This window comes from Mesorhizobium sp. C277A (genome assembly GCF_040324395.1).
Lineage (GTDB): Bacteria > Pseudomonadota > Alphaproteobacteria > Rhizobiales > Rhizobiaceae > Mesorhizobium.
On record NZ_JAMYVW010000002.1, the window covers coordinates 3,248,721 to 3,268,155 of the forward strand.

Genomic DNA, 19,435 nt, shown 5'->3' on the forward strand with positions numbered 1-19,435 from the left:
TCAATCCCCTGTCAGTTCGATATGGTAAGAAGGGTGCGTGGCGACCGTCGATGGCCGCATGGCTTCGTTGCGCCACGCCTGAAACATGAGCACCGGCCACAGGTCGCGGAAATTATCTTGGCTTCCATGCAGATGATTGCGCCAGCATGCGTCGACCTTCTCACGGTCGATGACCCCGTCCCCGGAGCGGCCGATCGTGGCAATGATATCGGTTGCCCAGCCGCGCAAGGGCCCTTTCAACCAAGTCCCGACCGGAACGTCGAAACCTTGCTTGGGCCGGTCGACCAGTCGGCGTGGTACATAACGATCAAGCAGTCGGCGAAGCAACCATTTGCCCTTCCCGTTTCGGACTTTGGCACGGGCTGGCAAGCGCCAGGCGAATTCAACGACGCGATGGTCCAGGATCGGGCATCGCCCCTCGAGGCTGTTGGCCATGGTGGCTCGATCGAGCTTCACCAAAATGTCGCCCGGTAGATAGCCTGTCATGTCGGCGAATAGGAGACGCGAGAGCAGGCCGTCGAGCTTTGTGGTGTCGGTAGGTGCTGTCGACGGCTTGCGATGAACAAGGTCGTTGGCTGAAGATTTTGTCAGTTGCAGAAAGAGTTCGTCCTCATCTCGCGCCGCGAGCAGGCGGGCAAGGCGAGCCAGGCGGTCACCGCGCAAGCCATGCCGCATATTCGCCGAAAGCGGCAGATTGCCGAAGATATCTTTCTGAGAGGCTTGGGCCAGCAACCCAGCCCCCGATGCCAACAGCCGGCGAAATGACAATGGCAGCTCATGCTGCTTTGTGAGGCGGGTTGCCAGGAAGTGTCGAGAATAGCCTGCGAAGCACTCGTCGCCGCCATCGCCTGAAAGCGCCACGGTTACGTGTTGCCGCGCGAGGCGCGACACCAGCAGCGTCGGTATCTGCGATTCATCGGCAAACGGCTCGTCCCAAATCCGGGGCAGCTCCGGAATGACCTCAAGCGCGGCAGCCGGCGAGAGATGAAGTTCCGTATGATCGGTGCCCAGATGCCGAGCAACCGCGGCCGCATGGGGAGCTTCATCAAACCCACCTTCCCCGAACGCTATGGTGAACGTCCGAACGGGGTTTCGGGACTGTGCCTGCATCAGGGCGACGACAGTCGAGCTGTCGATCCCGCCCGACAGAAAGGCGCCCAGCGGCACATCTGCAATCATTCGTTGCTTGACGGCCAGGCGGAGCAGGCTGTCGAGCTCGGTCGCGAGGTCCTCGTCGCTGGCGGCTATCGGATCGCGCTGTCCCTTGCTGGCGACATCGGCCAGCGACCACCAAGGGTGAATGCGATGCTCAAGCGAACCGGTGCCGCGGGCGTCGGCGAATTGCGCCGCAGTGACCGACAGGATTGAACCAGGCGGCAGCTTGAACACGCCCTGCCAAATGCAACGGTCATCCGGCACCCAGCCGTTGGAAACCATCGTCGTCGCCGCATCGACATCGAGTTCCGGGGTGAACCCTGGGAAGCAAGTGATCGCCTTCAACTCCGAGGCGAAGACAAGCGCGTCACGTGTTAAGGCGACATAGAGTGGCTTCTTGCCCATTCGGTCGCGGGCAAGCTGAAGCGTTCGGTTCTTCAGGTCCCACAGCCCGAAAGCAAACATGCCAGCGAAGCGCGCGAGGGCTGCATCAAGGCCCCAGCTTTCGATCGCGCACAGCATGACCTCCGTGTCGCTGGCGCCGCGGAAATGATGGCCCGCCCCTTCCAGTTCACGGCGCAGATCGCGAAAATTGTATATCTCGCCATTGAAGGTGATGACATACCGACCGCTCGCGGAGAGCATTGGCTGGCGACCCGCTTCGGACAGGTCGACGATGGCCAGTCGCCGGTGGCCGAAGGCTACCCCCCCTTCACGGCTCACCCAGAAGGCCTCACCGTCAGGTCCGCGATGACGAAGCGCCGTCGCCATCGGTCCGATGGCCCTGAGCGCACTTGCGTTGGCTGCATCGGGCGCCAACAAAATTCCGGCGATCCCACACATTCTAGCATCTCCTCTGGCGAACAATCGCGGGGATCGCTTCCGGCGTCCCAGCGGCAAGGCAGAGGGTCAGACAGAACCACACGATCGGATGGCGGATGACCAAATGCGGAGCACTGAAAACGGCGATCGATGCCACGAGCGCCACCAGAGCGTCCAGCTTCGCCCGCCAGGCGGACAACGCAGCCGAGCCGAAGATCCACATCAGGGCTAGAACCGAAATCAGGCCGCCCTGAGTGTAGAGATCCAGGATGGTGCTGTGCGCCTCGAAGGGCCGCGGCAAAAACTGTTGATTGACCACGGGGGGACTATCTAGGTGCGGGCCCGGACCCAGTCCAAGCGATCCCGATCGTGCCCCCTTCTCCAAGGCTGCATTCCAGAGGTAGAGGCGAAGCGCCGCGGTTTGGGCAGTCGCTTCCCCGCCCTTGTCTTTGGTCAGGCTCTTGGCGAAGTCTTCGGCGCTGGAGGCCTCGCTGAGGGCATAGGGCGCTATAGACAGGGCCAGCGGCAGGAAGCCAACGGCCATCAGGACGGCAAGCTGCCTTGAAAGGCTCGCCTTATTGCCGTCGCTCGTCAGCCAGGCCCGGACCCGCAGCCCGAGAAGGATCAGACAAGCCAGGACCGTGGTATAAAGGTAGGTATCGCTTTTTGTCAGCCTTCCGACGTAAACGGTGAATATGAGGCTGCATAGGGCAAGGCATCTTCCCCATTTATTGCTGGTGGTTGTGGCAAGATGCAAGGCCAGTGGACCGAGCAGGGCGCAGTAGAGCGCAAGCTGGTTCGGATTGTCGGACCATCCGCAGAAGCGGTCCCAGTACCAGGGCTCGACCCCAGCCTGATGGAGCCAGCCGAAGCCAAGCCCTACCTGAATGATGAAGCCCGCATTCGCGATAGCAACCATCCACCAGGCGATACGACGCAAACGGAAAGACGCGTTGGGCTCCGCAGCGGCCAGACAGGTGACGCACGCCAACAGCACATAGGCCAGCGTGTCGTGCAACAACGGATCCAGGAACAACGTGGTTGTCAGAAAACCGATGATGTAACCCACGCCCATGGCAAGCGCCAGGATCAGCCAGAAAAGCCCAAGCTTGGCCAGGGCCGGCGTAACCTCCAGTTGGCCGCCAGCAAGGATTCGCGTCATCGACAGCATTATCCAGAGCGTGAGGCACAGTTCGCTGTAGCCGAAGGGCAGCCCTGGGATGCTGAGTTGCGCCGCGTAGGACATCGCGACGCCGAAGGCCAGAAGCGCATCACGCATCATTGCCGCGCCTCACCCAGTCGATGGGGGCTTGGCACCGCCTCTTCCCTCGGATTCGCCTGCGCAGCTTGAACAAGCCTGCTGCGATATCTGCCACCCAGTATTGTCTTATACAGGTCGCAATACTGGTCGATCACCCACGACAGCGAGAACCGCTCCCGCACGAATCCGACGGAACGGCTGCCCATCGTCTTGCCACGGGCGGGGTCGGAAAGAAGATCGACTATCCGGGAGGCCAAGCCATCCGCATCGCGCGGCGCCACGAGATAGCCGTTCCAGCCATCCTCAACCACATCGTTGCAGCCCGGCATATTCGAGGCGACGATCGGCAATCCGGACAATCCCGCCTCCAGCAGGACACGCGGAATTCCCTCGCGATATTGCGTCGGAAACGCAAAGATATCCGCCATGCCAAGGAGGGCTGGAATGTCGCGCCTTGGCCCCAATGCGACAACGTGGGGAACATGGCGCTCGATATCGGCTCTGCTGACGGCAAACGGACCTTCGGAGTCTTGCGGGCCGACAAGTACGAAACGCGCGTTGGGCCTCTCGCGGATAACGCGAGGAACCGCCTCGATGAGGGTTGGAATCCCCTTCTGCCGCGTGAGCCGACCGACAAATATTATGACCTGGGCCGATTGTAGGCCAAGTTCCTCGCGCATCGTGGCAGCCGAAGGACCACGATACCTTGCCATCGAGAATGCATCGGGGTCGATGCCAGAACTCCGGATCAGTCGCCCTTTGCCGCGAGCCACCAGCCGATAGCGCTCGAAGAAGGCCTGATCATCACTATTCTGGAAGACGGTCATGGCTGTCCAACGAGACGCCACCCCCTGAAGGCCGCAAAAGAAAGGACGCAATGCCAGGGCCCGCGGCTCCCGCGACGAGAATGTCCAACCAAGCCCGTTGATGGTGCGAACGACGGGAACGTGCCCGCGCACCGCCAGTGGAGTTAGGAGATTGGGCTTGGTGTCGAAACTTTGAATGATGTCCGGACGCAGTTCGGACATCAGTTCACGGATCGCGCCGACAGCACCCCATTCTGCACCGCCGCTGCCAAAGCGGTCGAACCCGAATCGGCGATGGGCAATGCCATGGGGTGAAAAGGCGGCTCCGAGATCACTCGAAACGGCAGTGACTTGAAAACCCCTTTCGCGAAGCGCCAAAAGAAACGGGATTCTTAGTCTATGATCCTCGCCGCCAACGCAAACCAGATGCGGACTCATCCTGTCGCTCCTGGATGCGATCCCAATCTCGTAAAACAGCTGACCCTATCCGCGGTTTCCATGGCCGGTTTCATCGCCCCTGAACACACAACAGCCAGTCCCACGCTAGGAGCAGGCTTTCGTGCTGTCCTCGTCTGTTTGCATGAAGCAAGCTGATCAACGATGCGGCAATGCAGCCACAATCGCTGTCGCCTCGGTCAGTGCGTTGGATCATCCGGTCTGACGGTGCAACGACGACACGTTCGCGTACGACACGGCGGGCCGGATATTTAGAAAAAGAGGGCTGTGTTCGACGGGGTCCGCGCGCTCGCGTTCTCTGCCCGCCTTCTCACGCCGGATCAACATCGCACCCAGATGGTGTGATGACTCGCACCGGCAGTTCTCCCGACCGCTTCGTCTGGAACAGGCTTTCACCCGGTCTTTGGATACGGTCGGACCACCAGCCGCCTCTTCCTGCGGATGGGCGACCGCGTTGCCATGCTCCCCGTCATTCGGACCCGCACGCCCGCCTTTCGGTTGAACCCGGCGGGATCCAGTTCAGTGCCTCTCCGCAATTGCCAGCGGCGAGCGCCTCGCATGACCTTGCGGACATTTGGCGCCGAGGCTTTGCTCACGAGGAGCATTGAGCGGCTGCAATGGGAGGGCTTCGCCAGGACGCGATTCTTTTGCGGTCTGAGCTCGAATAAATCCTGCGGAAGCGCGCATTTGGGCGGTGGCTCGCGCAACCGAAGCGCGCATTGGCCGATTGCCGCCACTGCAAATGCGCAGGCGCTCCGGCAGACTTCGCTGCAACGCTTTCGTTGCAGGCTTGAGCGCCCGACATACTTGGATCATCTACAAACCTCTGACGCAAGCGTAGCATCGAGGCTGTTGTGTTTTCCGGACGATGATCAAAGATTCTATCAAGGGACGCCGGTATTTGATTTGTCGCTAATGGATCCTTTCCCTAGGCAGGTGTGGGGCGCCTACCGAATCGGACGAAGGGTATGTCAATGACAACACTCCATTACGCCTCGGGCGGGTCGGCCTCCGAGGTCGCGAAAGCCGGATTCAATCTTGTTGATGTATCTTCCTTGGACCAGCTCAACGCCTTGCCGGCCGGCCAGAAAGGCCTGGTGTGGCTCAATGAGGCAGATGGTGCAACCTCCTCCTTTATCCAGAAGGTCACGCCCTTCATCGGCAATCCGAAAGTGTTTGGCTTCTTCCTCGTCGATGAGCCGGACCCGACCGGCAAATGGGGAACTTATGCCACCGCCGCTGATCTGAAGGCGGAGTCAGACTGGATCCACAGCCACCTGCCCGGCGCCAAGACCTTCATAACAATGATGAACATGGGGTCTTCCGCTAACCCCGACTTTTCAAACACCTTCAATCCTGCCAACACGCATATCGACTATTACGGCTTGGATCCCTACCCGGTACGGACCGGAACAAGCACGATTGATTACAACATGATCGACAGGACTGTGGCGGCGGCCGTCGCCTCGGGCATCCCGCTCAGTCAGGTCGTTCCCGTGTATCAGACCTTCGGCGGCGGCGACTGGACGACCGACACGGGCGGTCGCTATGTCCTGCCCAGCGTTGCTCAGGAAAAGACCATGTTGGACCACTGGGCCAAGGTAGCGCCTTCGCCGGCCTTCGACTATGCCTATGCTTGGGGTTCTCAACAGGGCGACACGGCGCTTGAGAGCTCGCCGACGCTGCAGGCTCTGTTCCTTCAACACAACCAGAGCACCGCAAGCGGTCCTTCGGCCAGCGAACCGACGCCGCCGCCTACCAGCACAGCGCCTCCGCCCACAAGTGTCCCTCCGACCAGCACCGGCGATCACATTTTCTACGGCACGGGTAGCGCGGATGTGCTTCGCGGCACCGCTGGCGCGGACACGATGATGGGCCGCGGCTACAACGACACCTACTATGTCAACAACGCCGGCGACAAGGTGGTGGAACTGCGGCACAGCGGCAACGACAGCGTGCTGGCATCGGTGAGCTACGCGCTGTCGGCCGGCTCGCAGGTCGAGCATCTTGCGACCACCAGCAAATTGGGAACTGCCGCCATCAAGCTCACGGGAAACGAATTCGCCCAAACCATCGATGGCAATTCCGGGAGCAACACTATCAACGGCGGTGGCGGGAGAGACGTTCTGACCGGACATGGCGGCAACGACGTCTTTGTCTTCGATTCGGCTCTCAAGGTCGGCAATATCGACAAGGTCACCGATTTCAAAGTGGGCCACGACAAGATCCAACTCGACCACACCGTGTTTGCCGGCCTGCATACAGGCGCCCTTCCCTCTTCGGCGTTTTACGCCGGCAGGGCCGCGCACGACAGCGGCGATCACATCGTCTATAACAGCACGACCGGCGCGCTTTCCTTTGACAGCGACGGCTCGGGCGGCGCACATCAGATCCAATTTGCCACTCTATCGCCACATCTGGCTCTGACGGCGTCCTCGTTCATCGTGACGTGACCGTGGGACGTCAGCCTGAGCAAGATGGTCTGACGTTCTTGAATATGGCTGACGGAACCAAGAAGCCCCGCCGAGCTTGTACTTGGTATGAGCGCGCGCGGCATCGAATTCCTGCAGAAATGGGTAGAGGATAAGATCCCACTCTACACCAAGGCCGATCCGGCTCTTGCGGCGAAACTTGCGGACCAAGCAACGGCGGATGCCATCAGAGCGGGAATCCGCCCCGAGGAAATCTCTGAGGAAGTCGGAAGCATGTTGACGACCATGCTCGAAGTGCTCGATCAGCACGATTCGACATGATTGCGCGCTTGGCGGCAGATGCTGCCCGGCTTGGCGCCAAATGCATAAATGTGTCATGGATCATAGGTCATGGGCCAGCCTAGGCAGCATGACCAACATGCTCTCCCAGAACGCGCGCGACGACCCCGTCCACGTCGTGAGGTTCAGCACCATTGACTTGTATCAACGGCCATCGGTCCTGGCGCAGGCACTCGCCGACCTCTCTTGAGATTTCGGCCTGCCTTAATCCTTTGTCCACGCCAAGTTCGAACAGCATAACCTCGAGGAGCGGTTGCTGCGCATGCCTATCCACAAGACGGCGGCGTAACGTTTCCTGGGGCGCGTCGAGTTGCACAACGAGATCCGGCCGCGGCAGGAACGCCAGGCACTCGCGGACCGCGTCGAGGCTTGGAGTTCTAGCCAGCACACCCAGCGCACACAAAGCCTGAATCATGCCCTCTTCGAAGATGAAGCAACCGGGCGACTCCCGCGCTTGGCGCCAGGACTGGCACAGTTGGGCGATGTCGACCTTCATTCGCCATGACCACACGCGGCTTCGAAGAGGGATCGATGCCAGAAGCCGGGCCGCGACACTGTCCTTTGGCAAGGTCGACAGCAAGATAGGACCGGATGTGGCAATCTTTTTGCCAATTCTTCCTATGCCATGGCGGATTTCCGGAGCGTCATCCTGAGCCGATCCAGGTTCAATCAGGCGATACCCATTTACTGTCTTCACATTGATGCCGTGTCTCGCCAGCCCTTGGCAGAGGCCGCGAAGCAGCGTGGTTTTACCCGCGCCAGGCGGCCCAAACAACTCGATGATCATATGCTCAAGCGTCTCCGAACGAGCAGTCATTCCCCTACGGATCAAGCTTAGCCGGATTTCAGATCACACCAACGTTCATTTGAATGATTGTTCCAGTCAGTGAATCTGGGCACCGAGCCCGGATTCTAGCGGAGATGCCGATCGCTCCGTTCGCCTGGGCAAGCCGTCTTGCGCTCGACGGAGCTTGCAAGGAAAAACGACCGGTGCTGGACACAGATGGCAAAACTTCTGAAGGACGCTCGGGAAGCGCTGGCTAGGCAAGATCGAGGCATCATCCGAATGATTGATGAAAAGATCTCCGCGGCGAGCGATGTTCGACCGTCAGCTTGGCGGGGCCCTGAATGTCCTCAGTGTGTTTGCATTCGGAAGTGGCAAATCAAAACCTACAGGTGGATCTGCGACCCACCCGAAAGTGGTCAGTCGTTCCCGAATATGATCTTGACCAAGGGGGGCCAGTCTGGCGCCGTTACCGACAGATGGGTGCCAAATTTGCGGACACTCCAATCTTCGACCACCTTGGAGATGTCGCCAGGCGGTATCCTGACAAGCTCGCAATCAGCGACGGCGCGAACCGCCTGACTTTTTCTGAGCTTTTCCGGGCGGTCGAGACGCTGGCAACTCATATCGCTGCCGTCGTCCCCGAAGGGCAGGCCATCGGCATCCTGCAAGCAAACTCCGCTTGGTATCCTGTGGCGATGTTGGCGACCATGGCGGCGGGACGGCCTTCGGTCCCGCTCAACACAAGAGATCCCGCCTCTCGCATTTTCGATATAGTCAGTGCCGCGGGGCTCGGCGCGATTATAGGCGCCGAAAATGTTCGCCCGGTCGAATTGGCCCAAGAGATCGTCTGGATCGAAATTGCGGCCGCCGTGGCGTCCAACGATCAACACCCAGAACAGCAGCATAAGCCCCCTATGGTTTCGGTCGATGCGCCCGCATTGGTGCTTTACACTTCGGGCAGCACCGGGCGCCCCAAGGGAATCGTCAACAGCCAACGCAGCCTGCTATGGCGGGTCCGGCAATATGTCGATGCGTGCCATATCAGCGCGGATGACGTTTTCCTGCCGCTGACCGGGCCAGCCACGATCGCCGGTTGCCGGGAGATCTTTGCGGCGCTGCTGACGGGCGCCACGTTGCATCTTCTCGAGGTGGAGGCTGTCGGCCTGCGCGCTACGCGCGCTCGATTGCAGTCCGAAGGTGTGACGATCGCCTATCTTGTGCCGGCACTGCTTCGAGCCCTCCTGGCTGAGGCGCCCGCCGACGCTTCCTGGCCGCTCAGAGTGGCCCGGATCGGTGGGGAGAAAGTGTCATGGATGGACATCGCTTTGCTGCGCAAAGCCGTTTCGGACCAGTGTCTGATCCAGATCGGCTACTCATCGACTGAAACCATCGGTTCGCAATGGTTCTTGCCGCCTGACTGGCCCGAGCAAGACGCGTCGGTTCCCGTCGGCAGGCTGCTCCCTGGTATGACATTCGCTATCGTCGACGAAGCGGAGCGCAATGTAGGGCCAGGCGAAAGTGGAGAGCTTCTGATCAAAAGCCGCTATGTCCTGCTTGGTCATTGGGAGAACGGTGTGGTCGTTCCCGCGCAGCCGGACCCCGACGATCCCGAGGCTCGGCTTTTTTCGACCGGGGACCTCGTTCGGCTCGACGATGATGGCATCTTGAGGATCGTCGGCCGCAAAGGGCGCCAGATCAAGATCAATGGTCGACGCATCGAGCCCGCCGAACTCGAACGGGTCTTGCGTTGCGCGCCTTCGGTGGCGGATGCCGTGGTGATGGTAACGGCCGCGCAGGAACTCATCGCCTTCGCGGTTCCCCAGCGCTTCGCAGGCGGCGCTTTTGCAGACGACCTTCGCCAGCTCCTCAGAATGACCTTGCCGGCACCATTGCGTCCCTTGCGATTGCACCCCGTTGACGCAATCCCACGCCTGTCGGGAGGTAAGGTCGATTTGGCAACACTGGCCGAGATAGATCGTTCGCACGGAAGGAGGGCGCGAGTCGCCCGGTCGTCCACTCTCGATGCTCCGCCCGCCGGAGGAGCAAAGGACACACGTCAAATAGTGCAGCACGCGTGGACGCAGGTTCTCAACACAGGCACTGCCACGGGAAACTGGGATGATGCTGGAGGAGATTCGCTGCAGCTGCTGCACTGCGTCATGGCGATCGAAAACGCCATCGGGCAAGAGCTGGGCCTCGAAGCATTCACCGTCGGCATGAGCTTGGACGAGATGGTTGAGGCGGTCGTCTCTGCACGGTCGGGCGAAGGGCGCGAAAAGAAGCACCACCCCCCGGTTCTTTTCCTGTTTCCAGGGTCCGTTGGCTATGGTCCGAGCCTGGCTGCGTTCGCAGCCGCCATGGCGAAAGTCGCCCGTGTAAACCCGATCCGATATCCGAGCCTTGCGGCGATACTGGACGGACACAACAGCCTAAGCGCCATGGCTGGCGCCGCACTCGAGCAGATAAGCCGCATCCAACCTGCGGGCCCCGTGCGACTTCTCGGCCATTCTCTGGGTGGCGCGGTTGCATTCGAGGTTGCCGCACGGCTCATGAAGGCCGGGCGAACGGTGCGGTTCCTGGGCATCCTCGACACGAGCCTCCTGCACGAGCCGAGCAACCACTGGGAGACACTTACCCGTACGTTCTATCGTATTCGCACCAACCGCATATCCGCGCACCGGATGGCTTGCAGAGCCCTTGCGAAGATCACCGTCGCCGTGGGCGGCGAAGCGCGTCTGGCCAGGATTCTAGACAGATTTGCCAATGGAGAGTTCAACCCGACGATCTTCAGGACCAAACTGGAACTGCAGGAGGTTTTAAGGGCGAAGTCATTCTTCCAGTGGCTTGAGGCACCGAAACCGGCTCTGCCCCTCTCCGGTACCTTGTTCCGATGTCGCAGGGAGGGAATGCCGCGGGCCTTGGGCTGGGACAGCGTCTTGGCACACCTGGACGTCATTTCGATCAAGGGCAGCCACATCGACCTTGTCGTCGAACCAAACCTTGCCACCAACCGTCCGCTTATCGAGACGGCCATCGTGCAGACCTATTCCCCCGCCGAATCTCGCAAAAGGGAGGACTTGTCATCGACATAATTCCGGAATTCAGCAAGGACATGCTGGCGCTCGATGCCGGCGCGGAGGTCGATCGCATCGTTGACACCTTGCGCACTCAGGTTCTCGGCACCCTGCATCGTCGCGGCGTGGTTGTCGGTCTTTCCGGCGGTATCGACAGCTCCGTCGTCGCGACCTTGTGCATGCGCGCGTTCGGGAAAGACAAGGTCCTGGGACTGTTCATGCCGGAGCGGGATTCTTCCGGTGACTCCCTGAGACTTGGCCGCCGCGTCGCGGCACAGCTTGGCATTGAAAGCGTCCTTGAGGACATAGCACCGGCACTGGAGGCCATTGGGGCCTACCGCCGGCAGATCGAGGCGATCCAGACCGTCGTTCCCGATTATGGGGAAGGGTGGAAATGCAAGCTGGTGATCGCGTCGGTTCTGGAGAGCAGCGGGCTCAATATAACCCGCCTCACGGTCCAGGATCCGCAGGGTAAAGTAGATACCGTGCGTCTGCCGCCAGCTGCCTATCTGCAGATCGTTGCTGCGACAAACTACAAGCAGCGCCTGCGCAAGATGACGGAATACTATCACGCCGACCGCCTCAAATACGCGGTTGTCGGCACTCCAAATCGCCTCGAGTACGACCAGGGCTTTTTTGTCAAGCAGGGCGACGGAGCCGCCGACGTGATGCCGATCGTTCACCTTTACAAAACCCAGGTTTATCAACTCGCGGAATATCTCGAGGTGGATGATGAAATCCGGCGGCGGCCACCGACCACCGACACTTTTTCCATGGCCCAAAGCCAGGAAGAATTCTATTTCGCGCTGCCCTATCACCTGATGGATGTATGCCTCTACGGCCTGAACCACGGGGTCGCCAGCAATGAGCTCGCGGCGGTTGCTGGCCTCACCGAGCCCGAGCTTCAGAAAGTGTTCAAGGACATCGAAGCGAAACGAAGGGCGGCCCACTATCTTCACGCGCGGCCTTTGCTGTCCGCCGAAGGCGGAGATTGACCGAGCATGTGCGGCATCGGTGGAATCGTGGCGCTGAATGCCAAAGCGGCTTCTCCTTCGCGGCAGGCGCTGATGCAGATGATGGGCGCGCTGGCGCATCGCGGGCCCGACGGGCGCGGTCTCTACCGGGACAGACGCGCGGGGCTGGCGCATGTGCGCCTGTCCATCGTCGATCTTTCCGGTGGCCAGCAGCCGATGGCGGATACAGGCGATACGACGTGGATCGTGTTCAACGGCGAGATATTCAACTACGTCGAATTGCGTGAAAAACTCACGGCGCTCGGCCACCGCTTCCGAACCCGCAGCGACACGGAGGTCGCGCTGCACGCCTATCGTGAGTGGGGAGAAACGGCCTTCGAGCGGATGAACGGCCAATGGGCAATTGCAATCTGGGATTCAGTGGCCAATCGTCTCGTATTGTCGCGCGACCGCTTCGGCATTTGCCCGCTGTATTTCAGCGAGCATGCGCACCGGCTTTATTTCGCCAGCGAAGTGAAAGCCATTTTCGCGGCCGATCGAACCATCCCTCGCGCCTTTGATCCCGCCGGCATCGATCAGACGTTCACGCTCTGGACGGTCGTTCCGCCGCAAGGAGTTTTCCACGGAATCAACGAACTCGAGCCGGGTCGTGTCCGCATCTATCAGGATGGCACCGTTCGTGAGCGGATTTTTTGGCAGCCTTCCTATCCCGACAATTTCGGATCGCGGCAGGGCGAGTTCCCCGGGTCCTCCAACGACGCGGTGGACCGCGTGTCTAGCGCTCTTGAGTCCGCGACGGCGCTCAGAATGGTGCGCGCCGACGTGCCTGTCGGGTGCTACCTCTCCGGAGGGCTGGACAGTTCGCTTGTGGCCGCGCTCGCAAGGCGCTTCGCGGGCGATCGCTTCCAAACCTTCTCCTTGCGTTTTGCCGACGCCGAATATGACGAGACCCGCTTCCAGCGAATGGTTGCCGAGACGATCGGCAGTGAGCACCATGAAGTGGTCGTTTCGCGCAGAGATATAGCCGGAATCTTTCCGGAGGTAATCCAACACACCGAACGCCCGATCCTGAGGACTGCCCCGGCGCCACTCTTCCTGCTCTCGCACCTGGTGCGCGAGCGTGGCATCAAGGTCGTGCTGACCGGCGAAGGCGCTGACGAAATGTTCGCCGGCTACGACCTGTTTCGCGAAGGCAAGGTCCGCCGCTTCTGGGGGCGCCACCCGACTTCGACACGACGCTCTCGGCTCCTGGAACGCCTTTACCCCTATCTCACCCGCTCGCCGGTGCAACAGCAGGCGATGGCGCGTCGGTTCTTCGGGCGAAATATTCAGGCTTACGACGCGCCGGGCTTTGCTCATGAAACGCGCTGGCAAACCACCAGGGCCATCAAGCGCTTGTTTACGGCCGACATGCGCGCTCAAACGCAGGGCCGCGACGCCGTGTCCGAGTTGCTCGCCCGTCTGCCCGCGCAGTTTGCCCGTTGGGGCCCTCTTGCGCAGGACCAGTATCTCGAGGTCCAAACACTGATGTCGGGCTATCTGCTCTCCTCGCAAGGCGACAGGATGCTGATGGCTCACTCCGTCGAGGGCCGCTTCCCGTTCCTGGACGATGAACTTGTGAGGCTCGCGAATTCGCTGCCGCCCTCCTTCAAACTCCGCGGCCTCGACGAGAAGCACGTGCTGAAGCGCATGGCGGCACCCATCCTGCCCTCCGAGATCGTAGCCCGCAAGAAGCAGCCCTTCCGCGCGCCCAACGCGCTTTGCTTCGTCGGCGCAGACGCTCCGGATTACGCTCGCGAGGCGGTTTCGCAGACGGCCCTGCGCGAGGCGAATGTCTTCGATCCAAAGGGGGTCACGCACCTGCTTGCGAAATGCCAGGCCAGAACTGGCGATGGCGACCTGTCCAATGCCGACAACATGGCGCTGGTCGGCGTGTTGTCGACCCAACTTCTTCATCAGCAGTTCGTCGCGGGTTGTCCCAGTGCAACGCTCGAATGCACGCTCAGCGTCGACGTCGACTGCGAACATCGGGAAGAGCGCCTGTATGTTGCATGATGCCGTACCATTGCTGCATGACTACCTCGCCCATTCCGCCGTCCGACACGGAAGTAAGGTGGCGCTGGTGTGCAACAGGCAGCGTGTCACCTACCTCGAACTCGAAACGCGAGCCAACGCGATCGCCTGGGACCTGTCCGCATCCGGAGTCGTTCGCGGTGATCGCGTGATGATCTTCGCAGACAACACCGTCGAGACGGTGGTTAGCTTCTGGGCGGTGCTAAAGGCGAATGCGGTGGTGTGCATCGTCAACCCGCTCACCAAGAGCGACAAGCTCGATTATCTGCTCAACGACTGCCGGCCGACGGCGCTCATCACGGACAGCCATCTGCAAGCGATCTTCCGCGAGCCGGCGCGCGGCTGCCCGTCACTTCTGCGGGTGATCGTATCGGGACCTATCGACGACGTCGAACTCGCCCAGCTGCCGTTTGCCGTGCGCTGGGACGCCGCCCTCGCCAATGGCGCGGATAAGCCGCCGGCACGGCAGTGCATCGATGTTGATCTGGCAGCCATCATCTACACGTCCGGGTCGACGGGCGAACCCAAGGGCGTGATGCTGACGCACAGAAACATGATGGCCGCGTGCGCGTCTATCGCTTCCTACCTCGCGATTGCCGAGGACGAGGTGATCCTCAATGTCCTACCCCTCGCCTTCGACTACGGACTGTACCAGATGATCATGGCTTTTCGTACCGGCGCCCGGCTGGTGCTCGAACGCTCGTTCGCTTTCCCGGCACAGATCCTCGGGTTGATCAGGCAGGAGGGGGTTACGGGCTTTCCCGGCGTGCCCACAATCTTTGCCGCACTCTCCGAACTCAGGTCCCTCAAAGACCAGGATTTCTCGAGCATCCGCTACGTCACAAACACTGCGGCAGCCCTACCCCTCAAGCATATTTTCATGCTTCGCGAGCTGTTTTCGGGTGCACGCATCTATTCGATGTACGGTCTCACCGAATGCAAACGTTGCACCTATTTGCCGCCAGAGGACCTCGAGCGAAAGCCATTGAGCGTAGGGATCGCAATCCCGAATACGGAGATGTGGATCGTTGACGAGCATGACAGGCGGATAGGCCCCGGCGTTGTCGGCCAACTCGTCATTCGCGGCGCAACGGTGATGAAGGGATATTGGGGCAAGCCCGAGGCAACGGCCAGGAAACTCAAACCCGGCCCGCTGCCCGGCGAGCAGGTCCTATACACCGGCGACTACTGCCGGATGGATACGGAGGGTTACCTCTACTTCGTCGGCCGTGGGGATGAGATCATAAAGTCGCGAGGCGAGAAGGTGGCGCCAAGGGAAGTGGAAAACGTACTCATGGACATTCCAGGAGTCCGAGAAGCGGCTGTCATCGGTGTTCCCGACGAGCTCCTCGGGCAAGCGGTGAAAGCTTTTGTGGTGATGGAGCATGGAAGAGCCATTGGCGAAAGGGAATTGCAGAAGGAGTGCCAGAAGCGTCTGGAAAACTTCATGGTCCCGAAATCCATCGTCGTTGTGGCGAACCTGCCGATGACGGACACGGGAAAACTCAAGAAAACGGCGCTGTCATGATGCGGGGCCAGAACCAAGTCGCTGATTTAATAGTGACGCCACGGAGGACGAATTCATGTTGACCATCAAGGAACGCACCGGAATCTACAGCGAGCAGATTCGTAGTTTCTTGGTTTCAAATTTCTACGTCAGCGACGTCAAGGCATTGCTGGATGACGCATCCTTGCTCGATCAAGGCATTGTCGACTCGACGGGTGTGCTTGAGATTATCGGCTTCATCGAGGAGACCTTTGGCATTACCGTCGAGGATAGCGAGCTTCTGCCTGAAAACCTCGATTCCATCCAGGGGATCGAGCAATACATCATCCGCAAAATGAACTGATGGGTAAGCGTAACGCCCAGAGCAGCCCCGTATTTGGTCTGATTGTCGCAGGATTCATGCCTGCGTCTTGACTTGCCCCAGAACCACCCGGCCCTCGCCCGCTTCGTTCGAGACCGAACGGATGTTCTCGAATGCCTTGCTGCGTTCCAGCAGACCCGCTACCTGTCGGTCTTGGCCAAGCCCGACCTCGAAGAGCAGGATGCCGCCACGCCGCAGGTATCGCGGTGCGTCTTTCAGTACGCGCATATGAATGCTCAGGCCGTAAGGGCCGGCTGCGAACGCCTCGCGCGGCTCAAGCTCGATCAGATGGGCGCGGTCGCCCTCGAGCCGCTTTTCAGAAATGTAAGGCGGATTGCAGACGATTACGTCGATAGTTCCGTCTAACCCAAGGCCGATGAGAGAGTCGAACAAGTCGCCCTGAAGCACCGAAAGACGCTCAGCCATGCCGTGATGTGAGGTGTTGCGGCGTGCCGTTTCGACGCATTCATCGGTGAGATCGCTTGCCCAGACAAGGGCGCTGGGCACATGGTAGGCGATCGCGCACGCCAGATTCCCAGTGCCGCAGCACATATCAACTATGCGCGGAGCCGGCAGGTTCATCTGATGCAACACACCAAGCGCGGTCTTGCCGAGCAACTCGGTCTCAGGCCTGGGGACGAGCGCACCGGGCGAAACCAGCAGTTCAAGTCCCATGAAGATGGCGCGGCCGGCGCCATAGGCATCAGCTACACTGAACTCTTTGCTCATGGCCGACCCCATCGCTTGATCTCCCCAGTATAGATCTGCGGCGCTCATGCGCCAGCCAAACCTGCTCCGAAATCATGAATTCTCAAGCCTTTCCTTCGAAAAACTGCAGGCACAAACTCGGTGCATCGCACTTCTGACGCTCATTGACCGACCGCAATCTCAGGTCGCCCAAGATGGAGAGAGAGAGAGAGAGAGAGAGAGAGAGAGAGAGAGAGAGGTGCTGCTGATGCTTTGAAGAGCCAATGGCGTGGTACGGAGGCTTTTAGATTTTGCGGATCGTGGAGAGGGTAAACGCCTATCCACCTCTGATGGAGCGGAGGCGCGGACCGCAGCTCCATTGACGCGCTAATCTTCGGCTCCAGTAATTCAGCAAGTGGTCGGTGGAAGCGCCTGCGCTCCAGAATCAGCCTCACCTTGCTGCATGGAGAGGTTACCTATAGGTTTGCGGACATGTCGAAACAACTGTCCGAAGGTCTCGGATCGACATCTCATTTCCGGTCAATCGCAGAGAGGGGCCGTGAGCGAAAGCGTGAGTGTTCTGATTGTTGAGGATCAATGGCTAGTCGCGCAGGACACTGCCGCGCGGCTGCGTCGCGCCGGTTATCAGGTGGTCGGACCTGTGCCGTCGGTATCCGCCGCTCTGCGTCTTGTCGAATCGGACAAGATTGACGTGGCGTTGCTAGACATCCAGCTGAACGGTGAAACGGGTCTGCCGGTGGCGAGGATATTGCAGGCGCGAGGCATCCCCTTTGCCTTCTTGTCGGGATTTGGCCCCGCCGACGTTCCCGCGGCTTTCCGCGACTGCAGATTCCTGCCGAAGCCGGCAACCGATGCTGTCATCCTTGCTGCTGTCAGCGAGTTGGCGTCCCTGCGCACAGCTTCGCGCTGACATTCGCTCCGACCGTATTATTGCCGGAGTTGCGCCCTGGCGACCTGGTAGGCCGGGCGAGGTCAGTTTCACAAAAGGCAACATTGGCGCTTTGGCCACGAGGACGGCGGACTACGACCGGCGAGGACGGGGTTCCACTTCTCGGCCTGTTGGCGGCGATTTGGACTTAGGTCCGATCCCGGTCGCCAGAGGTCGGATTGCGGAACATCTGCCAAGGACCCACGTTCGGGGTTTGAGCACGGAGGTGCCGGCCGATCTCGAAGCGCAAGTTTCACGGGCAACTGTTGGGGAGTGTCGTGTAGTGCCGATTTCAAACGATATGGGGGACGAGTACCTGGAACTGGAATGTCCAAACTGTTCTCATGTCATCATAAAAAAGGGATCGTGGTTGAAGGTGATATCCAACTTCAACTGCACCCAATGCCATGCAAAAATCAGAATTGGTTATATGACCAAGCTCGCGCTTTTCGAGAAAAAAAGGCAAAGCATGAACCCGGCTGCCCGGTGAGAGTCCTGGCGGCCCGACAGTCGTTTGGGGTGGTGCGTTGAACCGTCGGGCCTGACCGGCCCGATGGCGGGGGAGCCAGGCCGGCTGGGTGAATCGTATACATTAGATCGTGCTTATCAAGCCCAAATACGCGGCGCGACATCGCCTGGTGGGCAACGGTGAAACCCGCGCCCGTATACGCGCTAGCAGGAACGTCGGCGGTCAACATGCCGCTCATTCGTAGAGAGTGCGAACAGCTTCATCAAACAGCTCCACCTCGGCTTCAACCTTTTCAGCCGCTTTATCGACCTTGTCGAAACGCTTCAGCATTCGGTTGTGGAGCATGGACAAGCGTGCGGCATGGTAGACCACACTGCGCTTGTAACCTTCAGAGTCGAGTGGTTCGAACAACATTGTCATGGCAGCAATCCTCAATGTTTTCCGTCCTGCAATCCTTCCCTAGTAAATCGTCAATTAACTCTTTCGTTCCGCTGGTGATGCGAAGGCGCCCGAATGAATAACTCGTTGCGCTGTCTCCAGACTGCACGAGCGTGATTCGTCTGTCCGAGGTTGGGCCTCAAGGCTTGCGCTTGCCTCGCCTGTTCGGCTCGTGCTGCGTCAGTCACGATGGACGGCCAGCTTCAGTTTTCAATCGCGTTGGGCGTGAGTTGAATACCGGCGCTGCCAAGAAATTGCCGATGATCAACCTGCTCTGTGGGACCGATCAACCCGTCAGGAGCGACGAACCGAGCCGGCTTGGATGATCGGCCCGCCGCTGGGACGCGAGCGGATCGAAGATCACGTCGGCAGGTGCTCTGCCCTCTCTAGGACGCCGGCGCCGCGCGCACTTACTGAAAAAACCCAAACAGAATAAGAGCGAGAAAGGCAAACAGCAGCGCTGCAGCCGCTAGCAACACACCTTTGTTGGAGCCCCGCCGAGGTTGAGGGTCAGGCACGAGTTTTTTCCGGTTTGGGAGTTCATTCATTGGACATTAATTTGCGGCTGCAAATTAGGTTCCGCTCATGCTTGGATGCCTACAATGCCGCCCCACAGCGCCCTACAGGCGCACGACCTTCGCTAGCCCTAGGCGTATCCGCTGGCCTTCTGCAAAGGATAACGCGAACGATTCCTGATTGAATGACCGGGCAATTTCCTGATCTTTCTCAACCACGCGGACGAACCATTCGCCCCAGGTTTCTGTCACTTCGACGCAAGGGACGGCCTTGCGGAATGGAGCCGCGTTATCCATCACAGCAGACCTACGAGCAATGGCAACGTCAGT

At 60.0% G+C, this 19,435-nt stretch carries 15 protein-coding genes; 9 read left to right on the forward strand and 6 right to left on the reverse strand.

The window, feature by feature from the left end; genetic code table 11:
• From asnB (NKK52_RS16040) to NKK52_RS16050, 3 genes are read right to left on the reverse strand one after another with little or no spacing between them, the layout of a single operon-like run.
• Complete coding sequence (gene asnB, locus NKK52_RS16040) at positions 1 to 1,998, reverse strand: asparagine synthase (glutamine-hydrolyzing) (protein ID WP_023681032.1); 1,998 nt, start codon at positions 1,996 to 1,998, stop codon at positions 1 to 3.
• Position 1,999: 1 nt separating this feature from the next.
• On the reverse strand, positions 2,000 to 3,259 hold the full coding sequence (locus tag NKK52_RS16045) for an O-antigen ligase family protein (protein ID WP_023681031.1): 1,260 nt from the start codon (positions 3,257 to 3,259) through the stop codon (positions 2,000 to 2,002).
• Positions 3,256 to 4,482: a glycosyltransferase family 4 protein gene (locus tag NKK52_RS16050; protein ID WP_023681030.1), complete on the reverse strand. Its 1,227-nt coding sequence runs from the start codon at positions 4,480 to 4,482 to the stop codon at positions 3,256 to 3,258. Before NKK52_RS16050 ends, NKK52_RS16045 begins: the two co-directional genes overlap by 4 nt.
• A 992-nt stretch (positions 4,483 to 5,474) precedes the next feature.
• Between NKK52_RS16050 and NKK52_RS16055 the strand changes: the two genes are divergently transcribed.
• Together NKK52_RS16055 and NKK52_RS16060 are read left to right on the forward strand one after the other, a co-directional pair.
• The gene (locus tag NKK52_RS16055) at positions 5,475 to 6,953 is read left to right on the forward strand and encodes a M10 family metallopeptidase C-terminal domain-containing protein (protein ID WP_023681029.1); all 1,479 of its coding nucleotides are present in this window, start codon (positions 5,475 to 5,477) and stop codon (positions 6,951 to 6,953) included.
• 87 nt (positions 6,954 to 7,040) lie between these two features.
• Positions 7,041 to 7,253 carry a DUF768 domain-containing protein gene (locus tag NKK52_RS16060; RefSeq protein ID WP_023670889.1) on the forward strand — a complete coding sequence of 71 codons (213 nt, stop codon included), beginning with the start codon at positions 7,041 to 7,043 and terminating at the stop codon, positions 7,251 to 7,253.
• A gap of 79 nt (positions 7,254 to 7,332) precedes the next feature.
• On the opposite strand, the gene NKK52_RS16065 is transcribed toward NKK52_RS16060, so the two are convergent.
• Positions 7,333 to 8,058 (reverse strand): AAA family ATPase, encoded by a 726-nt coding sequence (locus NKK52_RS16065; protein WP_023670888.1) that lies wholly within the window; start codon positions 8,056 to 8,058, stop codon positions 7,333 to 7,335.
• Between the two features lie 341 nt (positions 8,059 to 8,399).
• Between NKK52_RS16065 and NKK52_RS16070 the strand changes: the two genes are divergently transcribed.
• The 5 genes from NKK52_RS16070 to NKK52_RS16090 are packed head-to-tail and all read left to right on the forward strand — an operon-like array spanning position 8,400 to position 16,029.
• The gene (locus tag NKK52_RS16070) at positions 8,400 to 11,150 is read left to right on the forward strand and encodes a non-ribosomal peptide synthetase (protein ID WP_023681027.1); all 2,751 of its coding nucleotides are present in this window, start codon (positions 8,400 to 8,402) and stop codon (positions 11,148 to 11,150) included.
• Complete coding sequence (nadE, locus tag NKK52_RS16075; RefSeq protein WP_502903004.1) at positions 11,141 to 12,127, forward strand: NAD(+) synthase; 987 nt, start codon at positions 11,141 to 11,143, stop codon at positions 12,125 to 12,127. Before NKK52_RS16070 ends, nadE begins: the two co-directional genes overlap by 10 nt.
• A gap of 6 nt (positions 12,128 to 12,133) precedes the next feature.
• Positions 12,134 to 14,161 carry an asparagine synthase (glutamine-hydrolyzing) gene (gene asnB / locus NKK52_RS16080; protein ID WP_023681025.1) on the forward strand — a complete coding sequence of 676 codons (2,028 nt, stop codon included), beginning with the start codon at positions 12,134 to 12,136 and terminating at the stop codon, positions 14,159 to 14,161.
• Positions 14,151 to 15,707 carry a class I adenylate-forming enzyme family protein gene (locus NKK52_RS16085; RefSeq protein WP_031203603.1) on the forward strand — a complete coding sequence of 519 codons (1,557 nt, stop codon included), beginning with the start codon at positions 14,151 to 14,153 and terminating at the stop codon, positions 15,705 to 15,707. Before asnB (NKK52_RS16080) ends, NKK52_RS16085 begins: the two co-directional genes overlap by 11 nt.
• 55 nt (positions 15,708 to 15,762) lie before the next feature.
• Entirely contained in the window at positions 15,763 to 16,029 is a 267-nt protein-coding gene (locus NKK52_RS16090) for an acyl carrier protein (RefSeq protein ID WP_023670883.1), read from the forward strand.
• A 54-nt stretch (positions 16,030 to 16,083) separates the two neighbouring features.
• Here NKK52_RS16090 and NKK52_RS16095 read toward each other — a convergent pair whose 3' ends face one another.
• A complete protein-coding gene (locus NKK52_RS16095) occupies positions 16,084 to 16,776 on the reverse strand; it encodes a N5-glutamine methyltransferase family protein (protein ID WP_023681023.1) in 693 nt (230 codons plus the stop codon).
• Positions 16,777 to 17,293: 517 nt separating this feature from the next.
• Between NKK52_RS16095 and NKK52_RS16100 the strand changes: the two genes are divergently transcribed.
• Both NKK52_RS16100 and NKK52_RS16105 read left to right on the forward strand, forming a co-directional pair.
• On the forward strand, positions 17,294 to 17,665 hold the full coding sequence (locus tag NKK52_RS16100) for a response regulator (RefSeq protein ID WP_023670881.1): 372 nt from the start codon (positions 17,294 to 17,296) through the stop codon (positions 17,663 to 17,665).
• Positions 17,666 to 18,010: 345 nt separating this feature from the next.
• Positions 18,011 to 18,214: a hypothetical protein gene (locus tag NKK52_RS16105; protein WP_156933900.1), complete on the forward strand. Its 204-nt coding sequence runs from the start codon at positions 18,011 to 18,013 to the stop codon at positions 18,212 to 18,214.
• Positions 18,215 to 18,386: 172 nt separating this feature from the next.
• Here NKK52_RS16105 and NKK52_RS16110 read toward each other — a convergent pair whose 3' ends face one another.
• On the reverse strand, positions 18,387 to 18,572 hold the full coding sequence (locus NKK52_RS16110; RefSeq protein ID WP_023681021.1) for a hypothetical protein: 186 nt from the start codon (positions 18,570 to 18,572) through the stop codon (positions 18,387 to 18,389).
• Between the last annotated feature and the right edge of the window lie 863 nt (positions 18,573 to 19,435).

Coding starts and splice junctions, on each gene's coding strand:
- NKK52_RS16045 (WP_023681031.1), bottom strand. CDS start 3,259: ATGATGCGTGATGCGCTTCTGGCCTTCGGCGTCGCGATGTCCTACGCG.
- NKK52_RS16070 (WP_023681027.1), top strand. CDS start 8,400: ATGTCCTCAGTGTGTTTGCATTCGGAAGTGGCAAATCAAAACCTACAG.
- NKK52_RS16065 (WP_023670888.1), bottom strand. CDS start 8,058: ATGATCATCGAGTTGTTTGGGCCGCCTGGCGCGGGTAAAACCACGCTG.
- NKK52_RS16060 (WP_023670889.1), top strand. CDS start 7,041: ATGAGCGCGCGCGGCATCGAATTCCTGCAGAAATGGGTAGAGGATAAG.
- asnB (WP_023681032.1), bottom strand. CDS start 1,998: ATGTGTGGGATCGCCGGAATTTTGTTGGCGCCCGATGCAGCCAACGCA.
- NKK52_RS16095 (WP_023681023.1), bottom strand. CDS start 16,776: ATGAGCAAAGAGTTCAGTGTAGCTGATGCCTATGGCGCCGGCCGCGCC.
- NKK52_RS16085 (WP_031203603.1), top strand. CDS start 14,151: ATGTTGCATGATGCCGTACCATTGCTGCATGACTACCTCGCCCATTCC.
- NKK52_RS16090 (WP_023670883.1), top strand. CDS start 15,763: ATGTTGACCATCAAGGAACGCACCGGAATCTACAGCGAGCAGATTCGT.
- NKK52_RS16105 (WP_156933900.1), top strand. CDS start 18,011: ATGTCCAAACTGTTCTCATGTCATCATAAAAAAGGGATCGTGGTTGAA.
- NKK52_RS16055 (WP_023681029.1), top strand. CDS start 5,475: ATGACAACACTCCATTACGCCTCGGGCGGGTCGGCCTCCGAGGTCGCG.
- NKK52_RS16050 (WP_023681030.1), bottom strand. CDS start 4,482: ATGAGTCCGCATCTGGTTTGCGTTGGCGGCGAGGATCATAGACTAAGA.
- NKK52_RS16110 (WP_023681021.1), bottom strand. CDS start 18,572: ATGACAATGTTGTTCGAACCACTCGACTCTGAAGGTTACAAGCGCAGT.
- asnB (WP_023681025.1), top strand. CDS start 12,134: ATGTGCGGCATCGGTGGAATCGTGGCGCTGAATGCCAAAGCGGCTTCT.